This window comes from Fibrobacter sp. HC4, assembly GCF_023373925.1.
In the GTDB taxonomy this organism is placed as follows: domain Bacteria; phylum Fibrobacterota; class Fibrobacteria; order Fibrobacterales; family Fibrobacteraceae; genus Fibrobacter.
The window spans coordinates 157,143-183,058 of record NZ_JALCZV010000004.1 but is presented as its reverse complement, the minus strand read 5'-3'; the positions used below and the strand labels follow the sequence as shown (position 1 = coordinate 183,058).

Here is a 25,916-nt window from a genome sequence, read left to right as displayed (position 1 = left end):
ATATGAATTTTGATGTTTCTTCGAAATTGCTTGAAAAAATGTGGGATACAGTTGTTGACAAGGGAATTTCCGCCCTTCTTCGTCCATGGCAAATGAAGCGAGAAAATAAAGCTCGTTTGGATTGTATTAGACAAGATAAACTCGAGACTTTAAAAATAGAGAATGAAGCAAAACAATTGCAACTATCTCTAGATCGAGACCATGCGATTGATGCAGGAATAATTCCGCAGATTAAACAAATCACATCTGAAGTTGTTTCTCAAAAAGTCAATGAAATTTTGCAACAAGAGGTCTCTGTTGCAAAGGCTGTGGCATATGCTGGCGAATACGTTGAAGGAAAGAACCTTGATGACGAAAAACCTAACGAGACGCCCTCTCAGGATTGGTTGAATAAATGGAAGAAAAGAACCTCGGAATTTACTGACGAAGACGCTTTGAAACTTTGGGGAAGAGTTCTTGCTGGAGAATTCGCTTCTCCTGGGAAATTTTCTTACAAGTTCTTAGATTGGTTGAATGGTATTACCATGACTGATGCTCAACTTATAATGAAACTTGCGGAAAATGTAATCGGCGATATCTATTTCCGTGAAAAAAATGAAAATGGAACATTGTCTTATGACAATCTGTTGGAATTAGAAGAACTTGGTGTATTGCAAGGAGTTGATGCTCTTGGCTTAAGTGTTGAATACTCTTCAAGAGATCAGAATTCCTATGTTAATCATCTTTCCAACAAAACAAAAATTCTTTTAATAGAACACCCCGATTCTACTAAAAAGATGAAACTCAATAACGTTTCTAGCTTAACCCGTATTGGGAAAGAAGTGATGCAGTTGTGTGATGTTGAGACGAATCCTGATATGATTCAAAAATTAGGTGAACATATTATTAAGCAAGGTTTTGAAGTTTCATGCGCTGATATTTATTCCCGTGAAAATGGATTAATTCGCTATAGAAATATTCGTAAAATTGAACTTCCAAAACCTTCGGCGAATGGTGTGTAAAATAGGAGGTATATTTATGAAAAAAAATATATTTAATTTTTATCATAAGCTTCCGATTGGAAGGTATCCAATTGATGGAGGCTTTCTTGAAATTACAAGTGAACATGTAGAAAATCTTCAAAAAAAAGAAGGTGCTTTAGAGACGGCTATATTAGAATTTGAAGAAGAAAAGAAAGGCGTTTTCTTCTTTGAAAATTCATCGAAAACGTGTTTTGATGATGTGTGTTTGTATTTGTCTCTTCTAACAGATCGAAAGGTTTCTTGGAATCCGAAAGAAATATTGTTAAGCTTTCATGGTGATTGTGATCCTGTTGCTGATATCAACTTCTTACACGAATGCTTTCCAAAATCGTTTGATGTTTTTAAAACAAAATCGTTAGTAAACGCTTTTTGGTGTGCAGCTAATTATTGCTTTTATCCGGCGTTAGAAGTGAAAGCATATTATGCATCCTCATGTATTAACAAGTTGTATGATTATTATTGCTCAGAAAAAGAGGAACGTTTTCCGAAGGGCTTTATCAATCGCTTAATTGATTACATAAAAAGATCAGTGGATGATTTTCCTGTAAGTGGGGAAGAAAAGAAATACTTAGAAGATGTAAAAGAAAGATTGGATATAAAAAGGGATCTTTCTGCAGTTTATAAAACAGAGTTTTTTTGTTCAAATTGTATTATGAAACGATTGTTGTCTGATGAAGAAAAAAATCGATTGAAATTGTTGAATAAAGTAAGAAACTCTTTTGTGCACAATGCTGCTAATTTGGTGGATAAAATTCCTAAAAAGCCTAATCTGACTGAAGATAGAATATTGGATATTTCTGTAGCGTGTGTAGTTATAACAAAGTATATGTGTGATTATTTCCTTTTAGTAAATGTACTTGGCTTAGATGAAATTCTGCTGAGTTCTATGAAAAGAAGTATTGTTCAATTCGTTGAATCTGGTGAATTTAATGGTGTAAAAGTTTTTGAAGAATCGTTTGAAGATTTTTTCAAGAGAAAAGAAATAGATTGTTAGATATGCTTTACAAACCGTTTAAAAATGAGGTGGATTTTCTTAGTTTCATTCATTTTGATGAAACGTCGGAATGCATTCATTGGGATTATAAACAATCTTTCAATTCAAATAATTTGGAAGATATAGCCATTGACTTGGCAGCGTTTGCCAATACTTTCGGAGGAATTCTATTAATTGGTGTAGCTGAAACATCGAAAGATGGTCGCAAAGTGGCATCGGGATTTATTCCAAATATTGATATTGAATTTATAAGGAAAAAAATTCATACACAAGTTCGTGATTTGATTTCTCCGAATATCGAAGTTCAAGTTGTTCCGATTGTTGTGAATAGTAATCTTATTGCGGCTGTTAATGTAGAGCCTTCTGTAAATTTAGTGGGCGTATGTCTTAATAGAGATCGTTTGCAATATTGCTTTCCTTATCGTACTGAATTTGGTAATCGATTTATGACATACGAGGATGTGGAAAAAAGAATGATAGACAATAGAAGTCGATCAATGTTTCTCAAATTGAAAAAACATATTGTAGGCAACAATAGTGTTGTTATATACCCAAATCCCAGGGGAGGACGTCCTTCAAAGTGGTTCTTCGAATGGATTGAAAACTCAGATGATGTTTTCAAATTAGTGTATGATAATAAATATTCTGTTAACCTTCCGTTTTCTTCAGTACGTGAAGTTTGGCCAGGAGACAATCACACCTGTTTAAGATTGAATCATCAACTGTATTGTGGACAGGATTATATTGATTTTGAAGATTCGGAACGAGTTCAATCTATGAAACTAATGCAATCCATTCTAAATCAATCAAATCGAAAATAGACACTTATGAAATTCAAGTTATCTAATAGATTTTGAATAATTCAATCAGAATTGATTTTATGAACACTCCAGAACTTGATTACAAAGAGATTCCTACGTCGCAGATTCCTGCGATGCGTTTGCTTGCAAATTTGGGCTATAAAATTTTGACCCCTGCTGAAGTCAAATTGCAACGCAAGGGTAAGTTGACGAATGTTCTTCTTGAAGATATTCTAATGTCCCAGCTGCGTAAGTTGAATTCCTTTACCCATAAGGGAGTCAAGCATGATTTTAGCGAAGAGAACCTGCGCAATGCGATGCTTAAGCTGAAGAATCAGCAGTTCGATGGTCTTGTTCGTACGAACCTGAAAGTTTATGACATGTTGACTCTACCCCAGTCCGAAGAAGAATCGGTGGAAGGCGATAAGCGCAGTTACAATATTCGCTATGTTGACTGGCAGGAACCCGAAAACAATGTTTTCCATGCCGTTGCGGAATATTCCGTAGAGCGTTCCAAGTCAACGAAATGCGCAACCCCAGATATCGTTCTCTTTGTAAACGGAATTCCCTTTGCTGTCATAGAAAATAAATCCCCCGAAGAAGGTATTGGACAGGGAATTTCTCAAATGCTTCGAAATCAGAGCAAGGATTTTATTCCGGGGCTGTTCATTTATTGTCAGGCATTGCTTTCCGTTAGCATGAATGATGCAAAATACGCAACAGTGGGAACTCCTGAAAAATTCTGGAGCTATTGGCATGAACTGGAAATTAAGGACTCCGAAATAGAAAGTGTAGTAAACAAGTCTCTTTCGGAAGAGGATGAAGATAGGCTTTTCTCTGAACCAAAATTTGCACCATACCGCAAAACCTGTAAGCAGACAAAACGAAAAATCACTGAACAGGATAAATTGATTTACAGTCTTTGCAAGCCATCCCGCCTGTTGGAAATCGCTTATCGCTATACATTATTCGATGAAGGCAAAAAGAAGATTGCCCGTTATCAGCAGTTCTTTGTAGTCCGTTCTGCTCTTGAACGTATTCAAAATTTTGATAAGGAAGGTAAGCGCAAAGGCGGCCTTGTTTGGCATACACAAGGTTCGGGCAAGTCTCTTTCCATGGTTATGCTTGCCAAGGGTATTGCACTTACGGCGACTTACGATCCAAATACAAATATCAAGAACCCTCGCATTATACTTGTAACCGACAGAACCAATCTGGATAAACAGATTTGTGACACCTTTAAACATTGCGGACTTGATGTAGAAAAGGCTACCTCCGGCAAACATCTTTTAAGCTTGCTTGGTCCCGACCACTCCGCTGTTGTCACAACTATCATCAATAAGTTTGATAAGGCGCTAAACGCTCGGAACTATACGGAACCTTCTGATAATATTTTCCTTTTGGTAGATGAAGCTCATCGCACCCAATTCAAGAGCCTTAACGCTCGCATGAGACTGATGCTCCCTAACGCAAGCTACATCGGCTTTACGGGAACACCGTTGATGAAAAAGGAGAAGAATAACTTTAAAAAGTTTGGCGGTCTTATAGGACCGTCGTACACTATTCGCCAGGCAAACGAAGATGGCGCCGTGGTGCCGCTGCTTTATGAGGGTCGCCATGCAGAACTAAAGCAGGATAAGGAAGCGATTGATCTGTGGTTCGAAAGATATACTGCCGGTTTGACGGATAAGCAGAAGGCCGATCTTAAGAAAAAGTACGCCCGCGCAGATATGCTCAATAAGGCCGAACAAGTCATTTATATGCGGGCCTTTGATATCAGTGAGCATTTCCGAGCAAACTGGCAGGGAACACCGTTTAAAGCACAGCTTGTAGCGCCCAATAAAGATACCGCCATTCGTTATCATGAATTTTTAGAAGAAATCGGTTATGTTTCATCTGAGGTGATTATTTCGGGCCCAGATGAACGCGAAGGCTACAGCGAGGTCGATGAAGAACCTACTGATCGCGTGTTCAAGTTCTGGAAAAAGATGATGGAAAAATATGGATCCGAAGAGAACTATAACAACTCCATCATTGATCGTTTTGATTCCGGTAGTGATCCTGAAATTTTAATTGTATGCGACAAGCTTCTGACTGGCTTTGATGTGGAACGAAATACTGTTTTGTATTTATGCAGAACATTGAAAGAACACACGCTTTTGCAGGCTATCGCCCGCGTAAACCGTCTTTTTGAAGAAAATGGCAAAGAGAAGGAATTCGGTTACATCGTTGATTACGCCAATGTTCGTGACGACTTGGATTCTGCTCTAGCCTTGTACGATTCCCTGGAAGGATTTGACCCAGCAGATCTTGAAGGGGCTTTTACCGACATTTCTTCACAAATAGACAAATTGCCCCAGTTGCATTCTGCTGTTTGGGATATTTTCAAGGGTGTAAAGAACAAGCAAGACCCGGAACAGATGGAACGCCATTTGGCGGATGAAAAACGCCGCAATGATTTCTACAAGGCCTTGCGTGATTTTGGAAAGTGTTTGAGCATCGCAATATCCTCTCAAAAATTCCTTGAAAAGACTCCGAAAAAAGATGTAGATCGCTACCGTCTGGAATTCAAGGCGTTTACAAACCTGCGAGTGTCTGTGAAGCATCGTTATGCCGATGATGTTGACTATAGCGAATATGAACCGAAAATCAAGAAATTGTTGGACACGCATATTCAATCCAATTCCGTAACGCAAACGGTTGCTCCTACAAACATTCTTGACAAATCTTTCCGCCAAGGTTTTCATGACGGCGAGGCTGGTTATGACGCCAGAACTCCGGCCGCCCGCGCCGATGCAATTGCCCACGCTTTGAAAAAATCCATTTCAGAAAAGATGGAGGAAGATCCTGCATTCTACGAGAAATTCTCCAAGATGATTCAGGATGTTATTGATCAGTTCTTGGCACATAAAATTTCCGATGACGCTTATTTGAAGTCTGTAACGGAATTGCAGGAACAGGAACGGAATAAAAAACGCGATGATCTTCCCGAAGAATTGATAGGGAACGATGATGCTGCGGCGTATTATGGCGTAGCTCTGGTTGCTTTTAAGGAAAAAGGCAAATGTTCAATAGAAGATGCCAAAAGTTTCGCAGTGAAAGCCGCCAAATTTATCGACCAAGTTTTTATTGATCATAACAAGGTTCAGTTCTGGGAAGATACGGACGCTCAAAATCGTGTTCGGGATGAACTCGACAACCTGCTGTACGACGAAATTGGAGTTCGTGAAAATCTAGGTTGGTCTAGTGAAAATATTGATGATTTTGAAGACAAAATTATGAATGTGGCAAGGCGACGCTCTCATGAATAACGAATATCGCATAGCCTATGGTGATCGACAAATTTCCTATCGAATTGCGTTTTGTGAACGAAAGACCATGGAAATTTCTGTATTGCCAGACCGATCCGTTGAGGTGAAGGCTCCAGTTGGTTCGTCACAAGATCTTGTTGCCGCTAAGGTGAAAAAGCGAGCGGCATGGATCGTTGAAAAACAGGATTGGTTTGCGAAGTTTCCTCAAAAATCTTCGCCACGGCTGTATTTGAGTGGCGAAACCCATCTATATATGGGCCGACGATATCGTTTAAAAATCGAAGCTTTGGATGCGTGTGAGCAATGCAATAAACCTGTGAAAGTTTCAGGTGGATTCATCGTTGTTTCTGCAAGGCAGGATCATCCGCATACTGTAAAAAAATTACTAGACGAGTGGTTGCGCGAAAAAGCTGTACTCAACTTCGAAAAGATTCTTGATTTTTACAAGGCAAAATATGCAGTAAAAGCGCCTCTGCAAATGCAAGTGCGCTTTATGAAAACTAGGTGGGGGTCTCTTTCCAAAAATGGAATTCTGACACTCAATTCAAAACTTATCGCTGCACCGAAGGAATGCATTGAATATGTGATCGTTCATGAGTTATGTCATTTGGTTCACAATGATCACGGCAAGGCTTTTTACAGGCTTCTGGAACGCAGAATGCCCGATTGGGAAATGCGAAAGATGAAGTTGGAAGGAGTGAAATGTTAGGGCCCTCTCGAGTTGAAATTTTTGAATAGTTCCCAGATAGTTTCGCCACGCATGGCTAACGCGCGGATGGTTAAACCTTTTTCCGCAAAAGATGTTCCAATGACGCCGTCAAAGCTTTTGCCCATTTCTCGAACTTTTTCTTTGAGTTGGATAAGCATTTCTTTTTCGGGACTGTACGCAAAAAACATTCCGTTATGGGTGTAATTGCCCCAAAAGCCGATTTTCGTGTAATCGAATTTTTTAGGGTCAATCAGGGTGTGGTCGGCAAAGGCTAAATGTTCGCCCACGTAAAAGCGACTCTTGCTTTGAAATTTCTCCATGGCGAAAAATTCGCCCATGCCTGTACGGCCACAAGTGAAAATGTCGGTGTAATAAAATGTTGCGGAAGGATGAATCTGGACTCGAACATTGCTTTGATAATTGCTGCCGGCAAAAGGGATTGCCGGATAGGGCATGTAATTGACGCGGGCGTCGGCCCCGACGTTGATGTTGATATCCTTGGATGCAATTTTTCCGTCGGTATTGAAAACTTTCTCATAACTTTGAGAAAGAAATGTGGCGTCACTACTTTCGCCGAAATCAAGCTGCAATGAAAAATGGTCTCCGCCGAGAAGCCCGGCAGAGGCCGCCATCATCATGATGTCGGAATGTTTTCCGTTGTGGAACGGATGCATGACCTTGTAAGGGGACGTGTAGAATGCGTCCTCGATCTCGGTCATGCCATTCCGTAGGCAGGTCTTTATGCGGAGTGTGCTCTGCATAGGTCTCTTGCGGACCAGAGGAGACGTGCTAACCAAATAACGAGTGCAAGTGCCACTACAGAAACACCCAGGAAGGCGTCGTTCAGCATATCAGCTGCTGCAGGGGTAAAGTATTCTGCACCAAGTTCTGCGTATTCAGCGATAGCGTCTACCAGCCACATGAGGGAAGCGCCCCAGAACATGTAGCAGAGGGTGGAATACTTCATGGTGTCCTTGCCATGGGTCTTTATCTGGTTGAACCAGAGAAGGCTTGCAATGATAGCTGCGAAAACGGTAATGAGTAAAGTCATTTTAAGCCCCCTTGGAATGGTTGACTGTTGCGTGGCTGCTTGATGGTTTCCGAACCTTTAAGAATATCAAGGAGGCCGCCCACGCCAATGTGACCATGCAAGCCATCCCAACGCCCACAGTGGACATTTCATGAATCATGACTTGCGAGGATTCGGGATCCTGTGCTGCAGTCAAGAAAGGGTAGAAAGGTTGAATTTCTCCGTGCCAGAAGTGCTCAAAAGCAAGCAGAGCGGAACCGCCCCACAGCAATTTTGATAAACGGCGGGGAGCTTGCAACGGGGCTTTATCGGGGAATTTTTTTTCAACCACCAAAGTGACGGCTGTGGTGATTAACGCCTCTGCGGCAGGAACAACAAAACATGCCATAAGTGACTCCTTTAAAAAATGGTAAATGTTTCGACGGGCTAAATACCTTCAAAAAGTACGGCTTTCTTGATCCACGCAATGACTTCATCTATGCCGTCCATACTCATGAGGTTTGTGAATAAGTATTTGCGGCCTTCGCGCATCCGTTCGGAATCTCGGGCCATGACTTCAAGGCTTGCGCCTACGAGAGGTGCCAAGTCGGTCTTATTGATGACCAGCAGGTCGGATCGCATAACGCCGGGGCCACCCTTACGGGGAATCTTTTCGCCTTGGGCGACGTCGATAACATAAATGCTTGCGTCGGCCAGGTCGGGGCTGAAGGTGGCTGACAAGTTGTCTCCGCCGCTTTCAATAAAAATAATCTGGACATCTGGAAACTTGCGGGCCATTTCGTCTACTGCTTCCAGGTTCATGGAACAGTCTTCACGAATGGCGGTATGGGGGCATCCTCCAGTTTCTACACCGACGATTCTTTCGGGAGGCAGGGCTGAATTCTTGATCAAAAATTCGGCATCTTCCTTGGTGTAAATATCGTTGGTTACTACGCAGATGCTGTATTCCTTACTCATCTTGCGAGTAAGTCTTTCTATCAATGCTGTTTTTCCGGATCCAACAGGACCGCCTACGCCAATTTTAACATAACTCATATTTTGCTCGTTAGCTCATGTAAAGTCGTGAATAAAGTTCTTCGTGTTTCATTCCTGCAATATCTATGCCAGTTCCGCCTACGCCCAAGTCATCCATGTCCAGCGTGCAGGCTCGCTGAACGGCTTGGATGATTTTCTTTTGGGAATTGCTTAAAATCTTTTGGCCGACCATCTGACTTAGAGGAATCATCTTGACGCCGTTTGTGACAATGGCGTTTAGCAAGCTGTAGGTGTAAATGCTTGCGGCTTCTTCCTTGTTTAAACCGATGTCGTTTGCGAAGAGCCCAATTGCAATGGCGTGGTTTCCGATGCAAGAGCCATTTTTTAAAACTTCATCTCGATAAAAGTCCAGAGATGGAAAGCAGTTGTTTTTTGCACCTTCAAATTCGCCATAGATTTTTAAAAATCTGCTGCAGAGTTTTTTGGAACCTGTGCGAACTTCTTCTGGAGCCTTTAGGGCCATGGAAAGGCTGTCTAGATTTTTAATGAAACTCATGTCCTCGGCGTGGTCGAAGCTGAGAATCATGCCCCCTAAATCATTGTAGGGGAGTACATTCAAAAAGCTAGAAACGTATTCTTGAAGGGCTTCTCCGTTTGTGATGGTCTTGTTAGCAATTAAAGTCTCAAGACCATTGGAGAGTGTGAATGCTCCAATGGGAAAGAGGCTGTCGCAAACTTGAATCATCCGAAGGGTGGCTAGCATATTCAGTTCTAATGATGGTGCTCGTGATGATGGCCATGCTCATGATGGTCATGGTCGTGGCTATGGGAGTGACCGTTACTTGCACCGTGTGCCTTGCAGACGATGTAGTCAGAAAAAACATCTTCTACAATCTGAGGGAGAAATCCCAAACGGACTAGGTATTCGAAGGTGGGCTCGTCATAAGGAATGGTGACATCCTTTTCTGTAATTTGCAGGGAAAGATGCCTGTTACCCAATTCAAATCCAAGGCGTCCCATTTCTTCCATAGTCTTGACGGGAATGCGAACCAGTTTTGTCTTGTTGATCTTTACAGCGTAAATTTTATCGGGACTGACGGCGAGAACATCGCCATCAGAAAGGGATTCCTCAATCTGAATTCCTAATTCGGTTCCGTCATCGGCAACTTTAAAAATACGATGCTTGTCCAGTTCAAACCATTCGAATGGAATGTCTACCACGGTCTTGGAAGGAACTTCGTTTCCGTGATGGATGTTTCCGAGAATTTTATCGGCAATCATTTTTTGACTCCTTGCAGATTGCTTTTTAGAAAAGGAAGTACCTTCTTGCAAGAGAAAGTTCTGTGGCGGCTTCGCAGGTGATTCGTTCACCATCCACCTTTACAGTGTAGGTTTCAGGATCTACTTCCAGCTTTGCGATGCGGTCGTTGTGAACCATGTCCTTCTTGCCGATGTTTCGACAGTTGCTTACGGGGAGGACAATTCTTTCGAGGCCCAGTTCTTCCTTGATGCCATTTGCAAAAGCGTATTCCGAAACGAAGGTGATGCAGGTTTTTGCCAAAGCCTTGCCGTGAGCACCGAACATATCGGTATACACAACTGGCTCTGGGGTGGGAATGCTGGCATTGGCATCGCCCATTTTGGATGCGCAAATAAAACCATTCTTCAGGATCATTTCGGGCTTGGCTCCGAACATGTCGGGACGCCAAAGGACAAGGTCTGCGATTTTGCCAACCTCTACGGAACCAACGTACTTTGAAATGCCGTGGGTAATGGCCGGATTGATGGTATACTTGGCAATGTAACGCTTGATGCGGTTGTTGTCGTTGCGTTCGCAGTCGGTGTCGAGAGTACCGCGTTGTTTTTTCATTTTGTCTGCGGTTTGCCAAGTACGGGTGATCACTTCACCTACGCGGCCCATGGCCTGAGAATCAGAACTCATCATGGAGAAAATTCCCATGTCGTGAAGAATGTCTTCGGCGGCGATGGTTTCCGGACGAATTCTTGAATCCGCAAAAGCCACATCTTCTTTATTGTTCTTGTCCAGATGGTGGCAAACCATCAACATGTCCAGATGCTCGTCAATGGTATTTCTCGTGAAGGGCATTGTCGGATTTGTTGAAGATGGCAAGACGTTTTCGAAGGCGGCTGCGCGAATGATGTCGGGAGCGTGTCCACCGCCAGCACCTTCCGTATGGTAGGTGTGGATGGTGCGTCCCTTAAAGGCTGAGATGGTATCTTCTACGAAGCCGCCTTCGTTTAATGTATCCGTGTGGATGGAAACCTGGACGTCGAATTCATCCGCGACGCCTAGGCAAGTGTCAATAGCCTTGGGAGTGGAACCCCAGTCTTCGTGAAGCTTCAGGCCTGCAGCTCCTGCACGCACCTGTTCTCTCAAGGTTTCTGCACAGGATCCATTTCCCTTGCCGAGGAAGGCTAAGTTGACGGGTAAATCTTCTGCTGCTTCCAGCATCTTGTGAATGTTGAATGCGCCGGGCGTACAAGTGGTAGCGTTGGTTCCGTCAGCAGGGCCTGTGCCGCCACCAATCATGGTGGTGACGCCGCTATAAAGAGCTGTACGAACTTGTGTGGGAGAGATAAAGTGAATGTGGGTGTCGATACCGCCGGCAGTCAAGATCAGGCCTTCGCCAGCAATGGCTTCGGTGGAACTGCCGATGATCATGCCTGGGGTAACGCCATCCATCATGTGGGGGTTGCCGGCTTTTCCGATGCCAGCAATTTTTCCGTCCTTAATGCCTATGTCGGCCTTGAAAATACCAGTGGCGTCAATGACAAGCGCGCTTGTAATGACAGTGTCTAGGCATTCGTCATCCTTAAAGGGAACTGCCTGGCCCATGCCATCTCGCAATGATTTTCCGCCACCGAATTTGGCTTCGTCACCGTAAACGCAATAATCCTTTTCTACTTCTACAATAAGGGAGGTATCTGCAAGACGGATGCGGTCGCCTACGGTGGGACCGTACATTTGAGCGTAATCTTTTCTGGAAATCTTGTACATGTTAAGCTCCCGTAAAACCAGAGGTTGATGCTCTGCCAAATGCAGCCGTTTTTACGAATTCATCATCCATAGGGCCTTCTACTAGACCGTTCAATCCATGACCTTCGCGGCTACCACCGATTTCAACCAGGTTTACGGTCTTTGTTTCGCCGGGTTCAAAACGTACTGCGGTTCCCGCGGGTACATCAAGACGCATGCCATAGGCTGCCATGCGATTGAAATCCAGTTTTTTGTTGACTTCAAAGAAGTGAAAATGGGAACCTACTTGAACTGGGCGGTCTGCCGTATTGGTAACATCTAGAGTAAGTGTTCTCTTGCCCGCATTCAGTTCGATGAAACCTTCCTCCACGAGAACTTCGCCAGGAATCAATTTCCCGGTAGCAGGAATTGGATCGTGTACGGTAACTAGCTTTGTTCCGTCAGGGAATGTGGCTTCCAGCTGAACTTCATGAATCATTTCTGCGACGCCGTCCATCACCTGTTCGGCTGTCAGCATCTTTCGACCCTCGGACATCAATTCTGCAACGGTCTTGCCATCTCGAGCCAATTCCAATAACTTGCTGGAAATGTAGGCGATGGCTTCCGGATAATTCAGTTTCAGTCCGCGTTGCAGTCTTTCGCTTGCAACAATGCCTGCATAGTGCAGCATCAACTTTTCAGTTTCTCTAGGAGTTAAATGCATAATTAATCCGTCATCAATTTTTGGACTTCAGCCTTGTCACAAAGGGATGTTTCCCTGTGGAAAATGATGTTTCCCTTTTCCATGATGTTGATGTAGTGGCTGTTTTCCATAACGAAATCCAGATACTGTTCCACCAACAATACGGTAATGCCCTTCCATTCGTTAATCTTACGGATGGCGCGACCAATGTCGTTAATGATGGATGGCTGGATACCTTCGGTAGGTTCGTCAAGAATCAAAATCTTTGGGTCCTGTACCAGGGCGCGTGCGATGGCAAGTTGCTGCTGCTGACCGCCGGAAAGATCGCCACCGCGGCGTTTGGCAAATTTGGGCAGGATAGGAAACAGGTCGTAGAGATATTCGGGAATCTTGTTCTTACCCACCTTTTCTCCACGGCCAAGAATGGGCTGTATGCCCAATTCCAGATTTTCCTGGACAGTCATCTGCGGGAAAATGTCTCGACCTTGCGGGACGTAGCCAATGCCGCAGCGTACACGTTCGTAGGCGGGAAGTTTTGCGATTTCCTTTCCGTCAAAAACAAGAGATGTTTCGGGGCCCGTCTTTACTAGCCCCATAATACTCTTTAGTGTGGTACTTTTACCAACGCCGTTTCGACCGATGAGGCTTACTATTTTTCCCTTGGGGATATCCAGGCTCAAACCTTCAATGACGCGGCTTTCGCCATAATAGGAATCCATGTTTTTCAAATAAAGCATAATTATTCTCCACCACGACCCAGGTAAACTTTCTGCACGGTAGGATCGGCAAGAACTTCCGTTACGCTGCCTTCCATCAGAATTTTTCCTTCATGAAGGACTGTCACTTTGTCGGCAACCTGCTTCACGAAATCCATGTCGTGTTCAATAACGATGACGGTACAATCCTTCTTGATTTCTTTCAGGATTTCTCCGGTTTTAAATGTTTCTGGCTTGCCCATGCCGGCGGCAGGTTCATCCAGCATAATGACTTCCGGCTTTTGCACCAGCTGCATTGCGATTTCGAGCCATTGCTTTTCGCCGTGAGCCAAAGCTCCTGCGCGCCATTGACGTTTGTCGGCAAGGCCCACTTTCTGCAGAGTGGCATCGATGTTATCCAACTCTTCCTTCTTGGGCTTGCGCAGAATGGTATCCATAATTCTCTTCCCTTTTTTCAGGGAGAGAATCATGTTTTCTTCCACAGTCAGGTTTACAAATACCGAGGGAACCTGAAATTTTCTACCGATACCAAGCCAGACAATCTTGTATTCCTTCATCCCTGTCAAGGTTACAGGATCCTTGTACATAGGATGGTAAACCACATTGCCTTGGGTAGGCTTTGTCTTGGCGCAAATAATGTCAAGTAATGTTGTTTTCCCTGCACCATTGGGACCAATGAAGAAATGAATTGTATTTCTCTTGACTTTTGTGTTTACATCGGTTAGAGCATAAAACCCATCAAAGCAAACAGAAACATGGTTGATATCCAACACAGATTCTGAAAGCTGTGTGATTTTGATAGGTGCGGGGTTCTTGGCAAGAAGTTCTTCTTTTGATACGATTTCGGTTTGCATAAAAACTCCTTAGACCTTTTTGAACAGAGAAGGAACCTTGTCGCGAACTAAGCCCACGATGCCGCCCTTGAAGAACAGGATGGTAACGCAGAAAAGGACGCCGATGATGTACTGCCAAATTTCTACAGTGCTTCCGGAACTCAAATTGTATTCGCAGATGTTAATGAAGAAGGCTCCGATGACTGCGCCGATAATGGTTCCGCGTCCACCGATGGCCACCCAGATCACCATGCCGATGGAGTAGGTGATGGTCATTTGGGAAGGTGTGATGCAACCGTTGAAATTGACAAAGATTGCGCCTGCAATGCCTGCGAAAATAGCGGAGAGAACGTAGATGAAAGTCTTGTAGCGACTTACAGGATATCCAGAGAAGTAAGTCCTGTTTTCGCCATCGCGAATGGCAATCAGAACCTTACCGAACTTACGTTCTACAAGGAATTTGGAAAGTGCGTAAACAGCGATCAAGGCGATGAGGGACACATAGAATAGAAGGAACATGTTCCCTTGATTAGCGCTGCCCTTGATGCTTCCAAAGATAGACTTGATCTCTGTAATGCCTACGTTTCCGTTGGTATAGGGAGACATGGCGATGAACAGGGAGCATGCTGCCCAAGTAAGTGCCTGAGAAATAATGGAGAAGTACACTCCCTTTACACGGTTCTTGAAAATAAAGTACCCTACAATCCAGGCGACTACGGCGGGGGCGATAATCACCAGTAGCAGACTTCCCGGAGAAAGTGTAAAAGGAACCCAAATCAGCGGCATCTCGGTAAGGCCACCGATGTGCATGAAATCGGTCAAATGACCGCCTGTGGCCTGCATTTTCAGGTACATGGCCATGGCATATCCACCCAGGGCGAAATACAATCCGTGTCCGAGACTCAAGATTCCTGTATAGCCCCAGATCAAGTCGATACCGATGGCGACAATAGCAAAGCTAATGCACTTGCCCAGGAACAAAATGGTGGAACCGCCGCTAACGACGCCCATCATCAAAAGGACGGGCATCATGGCGAGAATAAAAACGATAATTCCAAAAGTGATGTTGGATCCGTGTCTTTCGAAAAGTCTTAATGCTTTCATATTTGTACCAATAATCCTTATTCGTTAAACCTTAATCCAAATTTCTGCTCTTGATAACGAACAGTCCCTGAGGTCTCTTTTGCAGGAATACGATGACAATCAGCAATACCACTGCCTTGGCGATGGTGGAGGAGGTGTAGTTTTCGGTAAAGATGGAGCTGATGCCGATGATGCCGGAGCCGATGACTGTTCCAATCAGGTTTCCGACGCCTCCAAGTACGACTGCCATGAAGGAGTTGACGATATAGCTTTGTCCGACAGTAGAGTCAATGGAGCCGAGAAGTGCTACGGAGCATCCTGCGATACCTGCAAATCCAGAGCCCATTGCGAAAGTCAAGTTGTCCACCTTGCGGGAGTTGATGCCCATGCACTGTGCCATGGGACGGTTCTGCATGACGGCTCGCATCTGGCGACCGAAATTGGACTTGTACATCACAAGCCAAACGGCGCCCATGCAAAGAGCTACCAGCAAGATGATGAAAATTCTGTTATAGGAGAATGTGCATTCTCCGAGAGTGATGCCGCCACTTAAAAAGGAAGGAGCCGTAACGTTTACACCCTGGGATCCAAAAATGGAGCGTGCACCTTGCTGTAAAATCAAGCTGATGCCCCATGTGGCTAAGAGACTGTCGATTTCACGACCGTACAGTCTTGAAATCACGAATTTTTCAAGAAGGCTTCCTAGCCCGAATGCGACGCCAAATGCGGCGATGATGGCTACGAAGTAATAGAGTCCGCCAATAGATTCTGGCAGGAACTTGGCGAAAAGCTGCTGGACCACAAAAGTCATGTAAGCGCCGATCATGACGAATTCACCATGGGCCATATTGATTACGCGCATGACGCCAAAGGTAATGGCTAGGCCAAGCGAAGTCAGCAAAATAATGGAGCTGAGGCTCAAGCCGTTAAAAAGGATGTTGATGGTCTGTTCCAAGGTGTCCTCGGTCCGGTTGCGTTTGATTTTGATTTGTAGGGAAAAGTGTTGAAATAAAAGGTGGCGGGCCCAGAGACCCGCTTCCCTTTATAGAATGCAAGCGAAAGGCCTGCGGTCTTTATGAGGATGGGTATATTTTAGTTCAGCGGCTGGAGGCCTGCCTTAACTGCCCAATCATAGGTGGTCAGGTAAGGATCCGGTGCAACAGGAGCTGCGGTGGCGTAAACTTCCTTGATGAGACCATCTTCGGAAACTTCACCCACGCGGACAGGCTTTGCAAGGTGCTGGCTCTTGCCGTCGATAGCCACAACGCCTTCCGGAGCCTTGTAAGAAATGGAACCGGACTTGATTGCTGCAAGAACTGCATCCACTTCAAAGCTCTTTGCTGCCTTCACAGCTTCTGCCCACAGATAAACTGCGTCATAAGCAGCTTCTGCCGGGTCGGAGGTTACGCGGTTTGCACCGAACTTTTCCTTGTAAGCAGCAACGAATGCAGTGTTTTCAGGAGTGGAGGTGGTCTGGTAGTAGTTCCAGGAAACCAGATGACCCTTCAAGATGGCGGGGCCGATGGTTGCCACTTCTTCTTCAGCAATGGAGAAGGACATGGTCATGTATTCCTTGCTGGAGTAGTTCTTTTCGGACATCTGCTTGAAGAAGGAAACGTTGCCGGTACCGTTCAAGGTGTTCACGATAACATCAGGCTTTGCGGCTTCGATCTTTGCGATGATTGCGGCGAAGTCCGTCTGATCCATGTCTGCGTATTCTTCGCCGACTACAGAAATGCCTGCAGCCTTAGCCTGTGCGTTGATGATCATGTTGGCGGTGCGGGGGAACACATAGTCGGAACCCAGCAGGAACAACTTCTTGTAGCCCTTGGAAATCAAGTATTCAATAGCCGGAACGATCTGCTGGTTAGGAGCGGCACCGGTGTAGACAATGTTCGGAGACATTTCCATACCTTCGTACTGTACCGGATACCAGAGCAGGGACTTGTATTCTTCAAAAATGGGCTTTACAGCCTTGCGAGAAGACGAGGTCCAGCAGCCGAAAACGGTGGCAACCTTTTCGATGTCGATCAACTTTTCTGCCTTGGTTGCAAAAGTAGAAGGTTCGGAAGCGCCATCTTCTTCAACAAAAACAATCTGCTTTCCGAGAACGCCGCCGGCCTTGTTGATTTGTTCGATGGCCAAAACTTCGGCATCGCGGACGGACTTTTCGCTGATGGCCATAGGGCCGGTCAGAGAGTGAAGCAAGCCCACCTTTACGGTTGCGGATTCTGCAGCCTTTTCCTCATTGCAGCCCATAAGGCCAAAAGCGCCAAGAACAACAGCGCCTGCTGCAATAGTGGATAAAAACTTACGAGCGATATTCATAGGATTCTCCTTGTTGGTTTCGCCCTATCAAGTGCAAAAGCCGTGCCAAAGTTTTAATTACAGGACTGGTTTGCCATTCTAACCCAGTGAATTAAAGGTTTTTAAAACATTGCGAAGGAAAGAATCTAGAGTGTAGTTTTAGATAATTTTCGTATAACAATTTCGTAGATACATTTTTTGAATATGTTACAGAAATTGTTTGTAAAAGTTGCTGGACAAATATGGTTTCTTCGTTTAAGAAGCCCTAGGATTTACATTTTTATTTCATTTCTTGTAAAAGACGGCCGATTCGAATAAATTTGACGTTTTTTATCCGCTATGGCACGCTTTTTGCGAATGTCCCAACAGAAAACTATGGAGGTGGTTTGGAATGCAATAGGAGTACATCTCCCGCGTTCCTAATCACTAACCACTAATCACTGACTACTATCCTATGAATACCGCAGAAGTTTTGATCAAGTCCTTGGAAAGTGAGGGCGTCAAGTACATTTTTGGAATTCCCGGTGAAGAAACCTTGGAATTGATGGAGGCCATCAAGAATTCTTCCATTCGTTTTATTACGGTTCGTCACGAACAGGGTGCGGCCTTTATGGCGGATGTTTATGGTCGCCTTACGGGGAAGGCTGGCGTTTGTCTTTCGACTCTGGGACCGGGGGCTACCAACTTGGTGACCGGTGTGGCCGATGCCAATTCCGATGGTGCTCCGCTCATTGCCATTACGGGTCAGGTGGGTACGGAACGTATGCATTTGACGAGTCACCAGTATTTGGATTTGGTGAACATGTTTACGCCTATTACCAAGCGCAGTAAACAGGTGGTTCGTCCGGATACGGTGAATGAAATTGTCCGCATTGCATTTAAGTACGCCGAGATGGAAAAGCCGGGTGCCTGCCACATTGACTTGCCTTGCAATATTGCTGCTATGGAAGTGGCGGGAGAAGTGGCTCAGACTCCGCTGAAACACCATCGTGAAAATATCGAGTACGCCAGCGACACTGCAATCAAGGCGGCCGCTGCTGCCATTGCAAGCGCCAAGCGTCCCGTAATTTTGGCGGGGCATTCTGCAGTGCGAAATAACGCATCTGATGCATTGACGGCTTTTGCTTCGGCTGCGAAGATTCCGGTGGTGAGCACCATGATGGCTAAGGGGGTTATCCCTTGCGACAATACATATTCCATGTGGTGTATCGGTATTCCTCAGAAGGATTACCAGAACTATATTCTGGAACAGTCTGACTTGGTGATTGCCATTGGCTACGATGTTGTGGAATATGCTCCCGCCAAATGGAACACTAAGGGCGATAAGCGAATTATCCATATTGATGAAACGCCCAACCACATCAATAAATTCTATCAGCCCGAAGTAGAAGTTATTGGAAATATTTCTGCTTCTCTGGAAGCGCTTCGCTGTCTTTGCCCCAGCACAAAGGATCCGGAATGGGCCTTGTACATTCGTGAGAAAATGGCTGCGGATCATGCCCGTTATGACTTGGATAAAAGCTTCCCGCCCAAACCTCAGAAAGTGCTGCATGACATTCGCCTGGTCATGGGTGAAGAGGATATTCTTCTTTCGGATGTGGGCGCTCATAAGATGTGGATTGCTCGACAGTACCATTGCTACCATCCCAACACTTGCATTATTTCCAACGGCTTTGCCACTATGGGAATTGCGGTGCCGGGAGCCATTGCTGCAAAGCTCCTGAATCCCGAAAAGAAGGTGCTTGCGGTTACAGGTGACGGCGGCTTCATGATGAACAGTCAGGAATTGGAAACGGCTTACCGCGAACATATTCCGTTTGTGACCCTTGTGTTTACTGATGGCAATTATGGTTTGATCAAGTGGAAGCAGGAAGAACGTTATGGCGACAGCTACGCCATCAGCTTTACCAATCCGGATTTCGTGAAGTATGCAGAATCCATGCACCTGAAGGGCTATCGCATTGAACGGACGGAGGATCTTATCCCCACCCTTCGTGAAGCCTTTGAACAGGACGTGCCCAGCATTATCGAATGCCCGGTGGATTATGCCGCCAACATGGAACTGACGGAACATCTAAAAAATTTAAAAGTGTAAGCTACAACGAGGAATATCATGGGTTACATCAATTCTCTCTTTACCGCACAAACGGAAACTTCCGGCGTGGCAGTTTCTGAATCCTCTAACCTGCTTTCTATTCACAGCATTTCGGGTCACCCTGCTGTGTACCGCCATCTGAAAAATGGCTGTAAGGCAGAAAGTAAGCGGCAGAAGCAGGCTGAATAAAACTTCATAACCACGCTCCAATGACAAAAAGACCCGCGGTTTTTTTCTCGCGGGCCTTTTCTTTACTGAATCATGTTGATGGATTGAATTTCGCGGTAGGAGCCTGTGGACACTTTCACGATGTAGGTTCCTTGCGGTAAACCCGATTTAACGAGGTCAACTTTTTCTCGGTATTGTCCGGCAGGTTTAACTCCAGAAATATTTTGATATAGAAGTTTGCCATAGGCAGAGTAAAGGCTAATCTTCACGTTGTCTTGTCTGTTGATGGTGTAATGAATCTCAAGAACTCCGTGATGATTCTTTAATGATGTGTACTTTGCGGGACCTTGATTCTTGAAGGCGATGGAGGTCGTTCCTTCTGAAGGCTCTCCGGGTTCGGAATCGTTTGCGATTTTTATGGTAAATCTATAGATGACGATCTTGTTTCCGGTTTTAAAACCTTGGGCAAACTTGTAGGTTTCCCCTGCAGAAACTCTATTGGGGTAATGCCCAATGGCGATTTTCCCGTCAGTTAAATTCCATTCGGCAAAGACGTATGCGTTTTCGCCCCATTCAGTGACAAGTCCGTTTTTGTCAAACCAGTGTCCTGGAGCCTTTGCGGTCGAAGTGGTGTTGAATGTGTTTCCATCGATGGCGAAGAATGTGGCGCTTGCAAGTTCATTTGCGGAAATTCCCAATGCGGTTGCCAGCTTCTGAGAATCAAATTCAACGCTTGTAGTTCCGTAATCTTCGCTAATCTGGACGGTTGCTGAAATTTCGAATTCAACAGTGTCTGCTGCGATGATGTTGGAGGAACTGCTAGAGGAACTGCCTGACACTGCTTCGCTTGAACTGCTAAAGGTGTTTTCACCGATTTCAGGCCACTCGTAGTCCAGTACGAAATTGTTGTAGTATTTCGTGTTGGCGTCACCTGCGCCACTCAAGCCTTCTTCAAGTTTGATCTTGTAATTGTAATGGTTGGTGCGGATGTTTTCATTGCCCGTGTATTGGTAATCCGTGTTGACAACAACTGCGAAAACCATTTGCGTGCCGTTGGTAGAAGAGGGGGTCTTATCCAAGCGGAGTGTCACTGCACCTTCGCCAGTAATGGGTTCGCTATAGACGGGGGTTCCATCGGTGGCGCGGTAGCAAAGCAGATAATTCATGTTGGTGTTGTTGGATTTGTCGCCAACATTGTAGAAGGATACGGTCACTTGCTTTGCGCCGGAGGAAACCTTCAGAGGAATGACGTTGGAGCCGGACCAACCCGGAGTTGTTGCCTCGTCGGGAACGAGATATTCTCCGCTTGCTGTCATGGTCTGGTAGGGAGTCATTTTCCAGGTGTTTCTGTACTGACCGTTATCCCAGTAATACTGCTCTTCGTAACTGGTTCCGCCAAAGTTGTTGTTCAGCAGGTTCTTGATTTCGTTGGACCATTTCTTCATATCCAGCAAGGCCATCCTTGCGCGGAATTCAGTAATGAGCCTGCGAGTGGCATCGGGACCAAGGCCTTTTTCCAATGCGTAGGTTTCAAGTAGGTAGGTGGTTTTGCCGTAAGCATTTCCGTAAATCCAGCGGACAGAACCTGTGCCAAGCCAAGTTCCCATAAAGGTTGGGAAAATGTTACTGTACTGGGAACCGCCCAGAAGGTAACGCTGATTCTTGCCGGTAACGCCCTGTGCGCCGGGACCTCCGAAGGTGCCGTCTACAAGCCAGCCGGAGTAGCATTCAATGGGCATGAAGGGCGCAATGACGGTTGCCGCATTCAAAAATCCCATACCGCTGTAAACGCCTTCGCGATGGGAGAACATGTCCTGCTGAATCCAGGTATTGCCTGCTTCCTGGAACCAGTGGGCCTGTTTTGCGCCAGGGTAGCCGTTGGTCATGGAGTGAATGCCTTCATGAATCATGGCGTCCATCTGGGAAACGCGATCGCGATAGGGGCAGCTTGTGTTGAAACTGTAAAGAGGGTAGAAGGAGGCGGCTACTGCCGTATAGCCCGCCACGTATGTTTGCCAGCCGCCGGTGGTGTCTTCCTTTGCGCCGCCAGCGCATGTGCCGGAACCGTAATAGTAAATAGCGCTGTATTTGCCTTCCTGTGCTTGAGCGTCGGGTGCCCATCCCAAGGTGTCATAAAGATAGGTGAAATCCGTATCGTATTTCTTCAGGATGCTATCGATGGTCACGTCGGTGATTCTGGAATCACGATCCTTGCCCCAGTAGATTGCCCACCATTTACCAGCTTTTTTCCCGGTAACACCAGAGCAATTGTTGTTGAACTCAGTAGGCGGTGCAATTTCGCCAAGGTTGGATTTTGTGTCGTAATCCAAATCCGAACGATATGTCGGCCATGTGTATGCGTCGCCATTTGCGGCGAAAGAGGCGGTGCTTGCCACAAGCATTGCACCCAGTACTATTTTTTTCATAATCCAAATCCCATACTTAGGGAACCGCAAAAGCGGCTCACTCCCATATTAAAGATATTATGCCTGCATTATTTATGCAATAATTTGGATTATTCCAGTGTGTTAAAGTGTGTTTGAAATGTGTTAAGAATCCATTCCTTGCTGCGAGCCACACTTTCTATACGCACTTCATCGATGAGACCATTCCAGGTTTCTGTACTGATTTCGTTACCACCAACACGGAATGGAACAGCCTGATTTAGGGTATTGGGAACGAATGTATTGGTTTTGCCAACTTGTTCCCCGTTAACGAACATGGAAACCTGATGATCCTTGGAAACCAGCGTCAGGAATGTCCATTTACCCACAGGTACAATGGAAGAATCCCCAAAGGAGATTTCTTCAGGGCTTACAGGGGCGCTTTTCATGACGGAGAATTTGCCTTCAGTATTTTCAAAGTGCCATTGGAATTTTGACGTGCTGTCGCTCCAGTAACTGCGCTGCGCTACAAGAATCTGGTGGTTGCCATTGGGTCCATCCCACTTTGTCCAGAGGGAAATGGTGAAGTCACCGTCGGTAGGGTCCAGGGAGTCAATTTCAATAAACTGTCCCGGCTCCAGCAGGATGGCCTTTCCAGAAATTCCATCCACATAATTGACGCTTGTTGCCAAGGTGGAATCGTTATCGAAAACGATTTCGGCCCCTTCCATAGGGAGGTACTTTTCTGTCAATGGAGGGAGGGCGATTGTGTCAGATGTTCCTGCGGTAGACACGGGGAATACTGCCACGGGGGCTTTATTCTCCACATATTGCAAGAGGATTTCTCCTGCAGGCGCGTTGTTGATGGAGAACGTTCCATCTTCGGAAATTTCAGCCTTGATGGAGGTTCCCTTGATTCGGACGAATCCATCATTTGCGCCGTCGATGCGACCTGTCAGCATTTTTCTTTCAGAAATCTGCAGATCGTTATTTTCAAGACCTGCGGCATTTATCAAGGCGCAAAGAGCGTTATATTCTGCATAGAGAATAACGGTGTCTGCGTCGGTATTTCGGTCAAAAATCAGCTCGTAATTTCCAGTACTGTCAGAAGTTGTTTCTACAGAGTCTTCAACGGAAATGGAATTGTCGATATAGGCCACCACTCTGGCAGAAGCAACTCCCTTGCCGTTTGCGTCCAGGATCTTTCCCGTATAGGCCATGGAATGGTCAATGTCAGTTATACCGCCGGCCACATCGTTCTTTTTATCGGAGCAGGCACAAACGAGAATGGAGGCGGATAGGGAAATCGCAATTCCGAATGTTGAGTAGAATTTTCTCATTTTTCCCCCGAAATCTTTGTGCTCATGGGGAATGTCATGAACATCATCTCGTAAACCCGTTCAACGTTCTCGTCATTGGCAATCTTGGCCATGATTTTCTTTCGGGCGTCCCTCATGACTTCAACCACATAGTTGAAGGAACTTTCGCTCATGGCAAGCGTTGTAAATGCGGCGTATTGCTCATCTCGGGGAATGCATTCCACCGCACGCAAGGCATGCTGGATATAATCCCGACGGATTTGCTTCAGCGCAATGGGCGATACATCGGATGCGTCTACCATCAGGGAGGTTTCCTCGTAATGGTCGCCAATTTTCTGGATGAGTCCAAGCTCGGTCAGGTTCTTTACGGCGTCGCGGGCTTCGCTGGCTGTTATAGGCGGCACCACCATTTTGGCTAATGCTTTGTAATCGCCCTCCCATTCGGAACTTACGGCAAGTTCGCGAATAATGGGGTTGTACCATTTGGAAAAATAGGACTGTTCCCGATTTGTCAGGTGCTTAAATTCTGCCTGTCGCCTGATTTGAACGATTTGATCCCAGGCGGCGTCCCTCTTGTTGATTTGTTCCGCCTGATTAAATTCCACAAGGGTCAGAAAGTAAGCTTCACGAAGGGCGGTGAGGCCAATGGCAGCTGCAATCTTTTCTGCAGATTTTTGGGTCAGCTTGAATCTGCCGCGAATGACATTCAAGCAATAGGAAGATGTCTTGAAACCCGCTTTTGCCGCAAAGAAACGATGAGAAAATGCCGCACTTAAAATCTTCTGTTCTTCGAAGTAATCCTGAAGAAATTTGCGGTAATCATCGTATTCAAGAAGATGCTCAACTACTTTACTTGCTGCCATAATCCAATCCCATAACAAATGGTAAAATACCTTATTTGCGTTGATTTTGAAAAAATTTTTGTTATGAGAGTGGAATTCTGTAGAGAAAACCTCATCGTCTGGAATTTTGCTCCAAAACTTTTCGATTTCTTCGCTGGAGCCTAAAGGTGCACCAATATCTTAATTCTCAATATAGACGTAAGATTGCGGCGCAAATTTTATGTTGTAGTCCTGCAATGTTTTCGCCTTCTTGAATCGCTTAACGCTTCCGACCTGAATTGCAAAGTCAAAAATCTTATTTGCGAATTCGGGCTTAATCAACAACAAAACGTCCATCAGTCTTTGTACCCTTTACCAAACCATCAAAGGCGAAAATAGTGATGGAACACATTTAAACCTTCAATTGAGTATTCAAAAACTTAATGAACTTGTTGAAGAAAATAAAAAAATTGGCGAAATTTGATAAAATTTATTGAATCTCGCAATTGTAAGACTTGTTTTAGTGCAATTGTTTGTTAATCTTTTTGCAAAAAATGGCCGTAGAGGGGCTGGTTCACGAAGGCGACCCCAACGCAGGCAGCTACCGCGACGTTTCCATTTCCATTGCGGGTTCGAGTCATGAGCCTCCCGATGCAGACGATGTTCCGGCGCTGATGCGCGAACTTGTAAAGTTCATCAACAGGGATTGCGAACAGCAATATGATCTGCTGAAGGTTTCCGTAGCCCATCATCAGTTTGTCTGGATTCATCCGTTCCGTAACGGCAACGGAAGAACGGCAAGGCTCTTGACCTACGCCATGATTGTGCGGCTTTTTGATGTTCGCCAGTCTAGGCTGTTTAACCCTACGGCGGTGTTCTGCTCCAATCGCAACAAGTACTACGAAATGTTGAAGGTGGCAGACTCCAAGAACAACGAGGCGCAGGTACAGTGGTGCCAGTTTGTGCTGCAGGGGCTGCTAGACGAATTGCAAAAAACCGAAAAACTGACAGATGTAAACTACGTTAGGCAAAATATTCTGGAGCCTGTTCTTCGGGATGCGTCGCGCAAGGGAATCATCGACAAGGATACGCTTTTAGCGCTGCAAGTTGCCCTCGAAAAACCAATCTTCCAGGCTTCAGACTTGGCTTGCGTGTGGGCGAATACTTTTGCGAGGTCCAGAAACATCCGCGCCATGCTGGATGCTGGCCTTATAGCCCCCGTATCTGAAGGTGCCCGAAAGTACTACCTGAAATTCGCAGGAAGCCCGCTGATGGTGAGCCTGATCTATACGCTGTATCAGCAAGGGTTCCTGCCAGAATCCATGATGAAGAATTAGGGCATTTTCGGGATGATGAACGGGACTGCCCGCGCTCATTCATCAAACAATGAGTTGTTTTAGGCTTTGGTGTGGTGCAAGCGCTTTTCCATTTCTCTAGAAAAAGTCAATTATTACTGCATGTACAATCCACTAGCTAGAATGTTTGATATCGCTTGATGTAAATATCATTTCTTCACCAGTACCTGTATTTCTAACAACTTTTCCCAATCGGCAATGGTCCGCTTTTCCCTAGGGATTTTCCAGAAATTATCCCAGATGTCCTTGTTCAAGGCTTCTATTTCTGCGGCTTGGGCGTCGGTGACAACGCCATTAGAGGTCTGATACATGTT

General features: G+C 45.3%; 26 protein-coding genes. 8 read left to right on the top strand and 18 right to left on the bottom strand.

Annotation, left to right across the window (positions count from 1 at the left end; all coding sequences use genetic code 11):
* The first annotated feature begins 2 nt into the window (after positions 1 to 2).
* Genes MMG03_RS04190 through MMG03_RS04170 form a run of 5 tightly spaced genes read left to right on the top strand, consistent with a single transcriptional unit; the run spans position 3 to position 6,836 of the window.
* Positions 3 to 1,001 carry a DUF2806 domain-containing protein gene (locus tag MMG03_RS04190; protein WP_249505692.1) on the top strand — a complete coding sequence of 333 codons (999 nt, stop codon included), beginning with the start codon at positions 3 to 5 and terminating at the stop codon, positions 999 to 1,001.
* Positions 1,002 to 1,017: 16 nt separating this feature from the next.
* Complete coding sequence (locus MMG03_RS04185) at positions 1,018 to 2,016, top strand: hypothetical protein (protein ID WP_249505691.1); 999 nt, start codon at positions 1,018 to 1,020, stop codon at positions 2,014 to 2,016.
* A gap of 2 nt (positions 2,017 to 2,018) precedes the next feature.
* Complete coding sequence (locus MMG03_RS04180) at positions 2,019 to 2,837, top strand: helix-turn-helix domain-containing protein (protein ID WP_249505690.1); 819 nt, start codon at positions 2,019 to 2,021, stop codon at positions 2,835 to 2,837.
* Between the two features lie 59 nt (positions 2,838 to 2,896).
* Complete coding sequence (locus MMG03_RS04175) at positions 2,897 to 6,127, top strand: type I restriction endonuclease subunit R (protein ID WP_249505689.1); 3,231 nt, start codon at positions 2,897 to 2,899, stop codon at positions 6,125 to 6,127.
* Entirely contained in the window at positions 6,120 to 6,836 is a 717-nt protein-coding gene (locus tag MMG03_RS04170) for a M48 family metallopeptidase (protein WP_249505688.1), read from the top strand. Before MMG03_RS04175 ends, MMG03_RS04170 begins: the two co-directional genes overlap by 8 nt.
* Here MMG03_RS04170 and MMG03_RS04165 read toward each other — a convergent pair.
* The 13 genes from MMG03_RS04165 to urtA form a co-directional block, all read right to left on the bottom strand.
* Positions 6,833 to 7,510 carry an urease accessory protein UreD gene (locus MMG03_RS04165; protein WP_249505687.1) on the bottom strand — a complete coding sequence of 226 codons (678 nt, stop codon included), beginning with the start codon at positions 7,508 to 7,510 and terminating at the stop codon, positions 6,833 to 6,835. The genes MMG03_RS04170 and MMG03_RS04165 overlap by 4 nt on opposite strands.
* 65 nt (positions 7,511 to 7,575) lie before the next feature.
* On the bottom strand, positions 7,576 to 7,887 hold the full coding sequence (locus MMG03_RS04160; protein WP_109736222.1) for a hypothetical protein: 312 nt from the start codon (positions 7,885 to 7,887) through the stop codon (positions 7,576 to 7,578).
* Position 7,888: 1 nt separating this feature from the next.
* Positions 7,889 to 8,254, bottom strand: a complete 366-nt coding sequence (locus tag MMG03_RS04155) for a hypothetical protein (RefSeq protein ID WP_088665851.1) — start codon at positions 8,252 to 8,254, stop codon at positions 7,889 to 7,891.
* A 38-nt stretch (positions 8,255 to 8,292) separates the two neighbouring features.
* Positions 8,293 to 8,901 carry an urease accessory protein UreG gene (gene ureG, locus MMG03_RS04150; protein WP_249505686.1) on the bottom strand — a complete coding sequence of 203 codons (609 nt, stop codon included), beginning with the start codon at positions 8,899 to 8,901 and terminating at the stop codon, positions 8,293 to 8,295.
* 10 nt (positions 8,902 to 8,911) lie between these two features.
* Positions 8,912 to 9,604, bottom strand: coding sequence for an urease accessory protein UreF (locus tag MMG03_RS04145; RefSeq protein WP_249505685.1), 693 nt, complete (start codon positions 9,602 to 9,604; stop codon positions 8,912 to 8,914).
* Between the two features lie 8 nt (positions 9,605 to 9,612).
* Positions 9,613 to 10,122 (bottom strand): urease accessory protein UreE, encoded by a 510-nt coding sequence (locus tag MMG03_RS04140; RefSeq protein ID WP_249505684.1) that lies wholly within the window; start codon positions 10,120 to 10,122, stop codon positions 9,613 to 9,615.
* Positions 10,123 to 10,147: 25 nt separating this feature from the next.
* Positions 10,148 to 11,860, bottom strand: a complete 1,713-nt coding sequence (gene ureC / locus MMG03_RS04135) for an urease subunit alpha (RefSeq protein WP_249505683.1) — start codon at positions 11,858 to 11,860, stop codon at positions 10,148 to 10,150.
* Position 11,861: 1 nt separating this feature from the next.
* Positions 11,862 to 12,542 (bottom strand): urease subunit gamma, encoded by a 681-nt coding sequence (gene ureA / locus MMG03_RS04130; protein ID WP_073160180.1) that lies wholly within the window; start codon positions 12,540 to 12,542, stop codon positions 11,862 to 11,864.
* A gap of 2 nt (positions 12,543 to 12,544) precedes the next feature.
* Positions 12,545 to 13,258: an urea ABC transporter ATP-binding subunit UrtE gene (gene urtE / locus MMG03_RS04125; protein ID WP_073160182.1), complete on the bottom strand. Its 714-nt coding sequence runs from the start codon at positions 13,256 to 13,258 to the stop codon at positions 12,545 to 12,547.
* 2 nt (positions 13,259 to 13,260) lie between these two features.
* Positions 13,261 to 14,091 (bottom strand): urea ABC transporter ATP-binding protein UrtD, encoded by an 831-nt coding sequence (gene urtD, locus MMG03_RS04120; RefSeq protein ID WP_249505682.1) that lies wholly within the window; start codon positions 14,089 to 14,091, stop codon positions 13,261 to 13,263.
* Between the two features lie 9 nt (positions 14,092 to 14,100).
* Positions 14,101 to 15,174: an urea ABC transporter permease subunit UrtC gene (gene urtC, locus MMG03_RS04115; RefSeq protein ID WP_109736216.1), complete on the bottom strand. Its 1,074-nt coding sequence runs from the start codon at positions 15,172 to 15,174 to the stop codon at positions 14,101 to 14,103.
* Positions 15,175 to 15,205: 31 nt separating this feature from the next.
* Positions 15,206 to 16,108 carry an urea ABC transporter permease subunit UrtB gene (gene urtB / locus MMG03_RS04110; RefSeq protein WP_073160186.1) on the bottom strand — a complete coding sequence of 301 codons (903 nt, stop codon included), beginning with the start codon at positions 16,106 to 16,108 and terminating at the stop codon, positions 15,206 to 15,208.
* Positions 16,109 to 16,245: 137 nt separating this feature from the next.
* Positions 16,246 to 17,412: an urea ABC transporter substrate-binding protein gene (urtA, locus tag MMG03_RS04105; protein WP_346348701.1), complete on the bottom strand. Its 1,167-nt coding sequence runs from the start codon at positions 17,410 to 17,412 to the stop codon at positions 16,246 to 16,248.
* Positions 17,413 to 17,914: 502 nt separating this feature from the next.
* Here urtA and MMG03_RS04100 point away from each other — a divergent pair.
* Positions 17,915 to 19,555 carry an acetolactate synthase large subunit gene (locus MMG03_RS04100; protein WP_073160189.1) on the top strand — a complete coding sequence of 547 codons (1,641 nt, stop codon included), beginning with the start codon at positions 17,915 to 17,917 and terminating at the stop codon, positions 19,553 to 19,555.
* Between the two features lie 18 nt (positions 19,556 to 19,573).
* Positions 19,574 to 19,744, top strand: coding sequence for a hypothetical protein (locus tag MMG03_RS04095; RefSeq protein ID WP_158236723.1), 171 nt, complete (start codon positions 19,574 to 19,576; stop codon positions 19,742 to 19,744).
* A gap of 62 nt (positions 19,745 to 19,806) precedes the next feature.
* Here MMG03_RS04095 and MMG03_RS04090 read toward each other — a convergent pair whose 3' ends face one another.
* The 4 genes from MMG03_RS04090 to MMG03_RS04075 form a co-directional block, all read right to left on the bottom strand.
* Complete coding sequence (locus MMG03_RS04090; RefSeq protein WP_088665848.1) at positions 19,807 to 22,149, bottom strand: DUF4859 domain-containing protein; 2,343 nt, start codon at positions 22,147 to 22,149, stop codon at positions 19,807 to 19,809.
* An 89-nt stretch (positions 22,150 to 22,238) separates the two neighbouring features.
* Positions 22,239 to 23,447, bottom strand: a complete 1,209-nt coding sequence (locus MMG03_RS04085) for a LamG domain-containing protein (protein WP_249505680.1) — start codon at positions 23,445 to 23,447, stop codon at positions 22,239 to 22,241.
* Positions 23,444 to 24,289 carry a TIGR02147 family protein gene (locus MMG03_RS04080; protein ID WP_073236989.1) on the bottom strand — a complete coding sequence of 282 codons (846 nt, stop codon included), beginning with the start codon at positions 24,287 to 24,289 and terminating at the stop codon, positions 23,444 to 23,446. Before MMG03_RS04080 ends, MMG03_RS04085 begins: the two co-directional genes overlap by 4 nt.
* Positions 24,290 to 24,448: 159 nt before the next feature.
* Entirely contained in the window at positions 24,449 to 24,604 is a 156-nt protein-coding gene (locus tag MMG03_RS04075; RefSeq protein WP_170932343.1) for a hypothetical protein, read from the bottom strand.
* Between the two features lie 197 nt (positions 24,605 to 24,801).
* Between MMG03_RS04075 and MMG03_RS04070 the strand changes: the two genes are divergently transcribed.
* The gene (locus MMG03_RS04070; RefSeq protein ID WP_249505679.1) at positions 24,802 to 25,584 is read left to right on the top strand and encodes a Fic family protein; all 783 of its coding nucleotides are present in this window, start codon (positions 24,802 to 24,804) and stop codon (positions 25,582 to 25,584) included.
* A gap of 167 nt (positions 25,585 to 25,751) precedes the next feature.
* On the opposite strand, the gene MMG03_RS04065 is transcribed toward MMG03_RS04070, so the two are convergent.
* Positions 25,752 to 25,913, bottom strand: a complete 162-nt coding sequence (locus MMG03_RS04065; RefSeq protein WP_158535444.1) for a hypothetical protein — start codon at positions 25,911 to 25,913, stop codon at positions 25,752 to 25,754.
* Positions 25,914 to 25,916: the final 3 nt, after the last annotated feature.